The following is a 1,821-nucleotide window of genomic DNA, read 5'->3' as shown; positions in this document are numbered from 1 at the left end:
GACAAAATACTTCAAACCTTTATGAACAAGACACCAAATGGAAAATCCACTAAAAGAATACTGAGTGACTTCGGATTGATGGCTACCAAGGTTGAAAAATTTTCCTCTGACAATAAGGTCAGCTTTTTAATACATGTGCAGCCTGCCCCCGTCATTTCCTCCGAAGAAAATCCGGGCAAGTTTGGAGAGGCCGCTGCCAACGACGCCGTTTTCGAGTCGTCCAAGAATACCCTTCAAACGCAACGACGGAGAAACGGGCTAGTAGCATCTATTCAAAAATTTTTTCGATGACACCTGAAATCTCACTCACACAGCAATCCGAAATTTACCATGTTGAAAGCCAATTTAGATTTCAAACTGTCATTTATGACAGTAGCGACATTCAAAAACTGTTGTTAACGTTTAACTTAACCTCAGCAGCCAAGCGGTCACTTGTTTCACAGTAACCGACGCTGCCCCAAGGTCAGTAGCCTTTCGATGCAGTCTCGCAACTCACGCTACAGGTGCGTCCGATGCGTGACCGTTAATCGCGAGCGGCATAGAGCTGCCCATCCAAACGCGGGAGATAAGCATGACTTTTTCCGATCTGACCAAGTACCGCTACAGCACCTGCGCCGTTTCAATCTGTTTATGCATGGGCTGGCCCTTTCCCGCCCAAGCAGCCTGCACACTCACCCCCACCGCCGGTAACGACAATTTCGTGTGCGACAGCACCAACAGCGGGCCGCTGACCGATTTGTCGGGCAATAACTCCCTGACCTTCCCCGTCAATGGCACCGGCAGGATCAACGGCAACGTGACCTTCGGCGCGGGTACCGACACCGTGACCATGGCCTCGGGCATCGTGGCCGGCGCGGTGGATCAGGGCGACGCAGCGGACAGCTTCACGATCAGTGCCGGGCAAGTCACCGGGGAGGTCAGCCAGGGCAGTGGCATCGATAACTTCGTCATGTCTGGCGGGACCATTCAGTCCCTGGCCCAAGGCGACGGCCACGATACCTTCCTGATGACCGGCGGCACCATCGTCGGCGCCTTCGAGGATGGCGACATCGCCAAAATGACCGGCGGCACCATTGGCCGGGTCGACATGAAACTCGATAACAATATTTTCGATATGTCCGGGGGGCAGATCCTCGGCAACCTGGTGACCGGTTTAGGCACCGACACCATCATCGTTTCCGGTGGCCGTATCGGCGGCAACATCAGTGTCAGCAACGGCAACGACAGCATCACGGTTACCGGTGGGGAAGTCGTCGGCGAGATCCGCGCCGGCAATGGCGATGACAGCCTGGTGTGGGACGGTGGCGGGATCATCCACTCGCAAATTCTCCTTGAGGCGGGCAACGATAGCGCGACCTTGCGCAATCTCACCGAAAGCACCCTCACCCCGAGCCTCAATGGCGGGGTTGGCAATGACCTGCTGACCTTCGATCACACCACCTCGTCAGGCGCCACCCGCTACGTCAACTGGGAAACGGTCAACCTCGGCAACAGCTCGCGCTTTGATCTCGATGGCACTTTTCAATTGGGGGACAGCACCAGCGGCACGGGCGTGTTCAACGTCGATGGCAGCAGCACGCTGACGTCGGTGCAGGGCAGCATCGCGCCTTTGACTGCAGGTCGGCTCGTTACCTTGAACAACAGCGGGGTCATCGACCTCACCGGTGGCAACTCGCGCACCAATGACAGCCTGACGGTTGAAGGTAATTACGTGGGTAACGGCGGCCAGTTGCTGCTGCAAAGCGCCGTGGGCGATGACAGTTCTCCCAGCGACAAGCTGGTGGTCAACAACGGGACGCTGACCGGCAGCACCCTGATCAG

Annotated in this window: 2 protein-coding genes; both read left to right on the top strand. The window is 56.3% G+C overall.

The annotated features are described in order from the left end of the window. Positions 1-291 (top strand): hypothetical protein (locus tag AC1DVH_RS30545; RefSeq protein WP_477756936.1); only part of this gene is annotated, 291 nt, incomplete at its 5' end. A gap of 280 nt (positions 292-571) precedes the next feature. Beyond that, positions 572-1,821: autotransporter outer membrane beta-barrel domain-containing protein (locus tag AC1DVH_RS30540; protein ID WP_477756935.1), on the top strand; the 1,250-nt coding region annotated here is incomplete at its 3' end.

The sequence above is a fragment of the Pseudomonas sp. P4_C3 genome, from assembly GCF_056402075.1.
The sequence above is the reverse complement of the archived record's forward strand: the minus strand, read 5'-3'. Positions and strand labels throughout refer to the sequence as shown.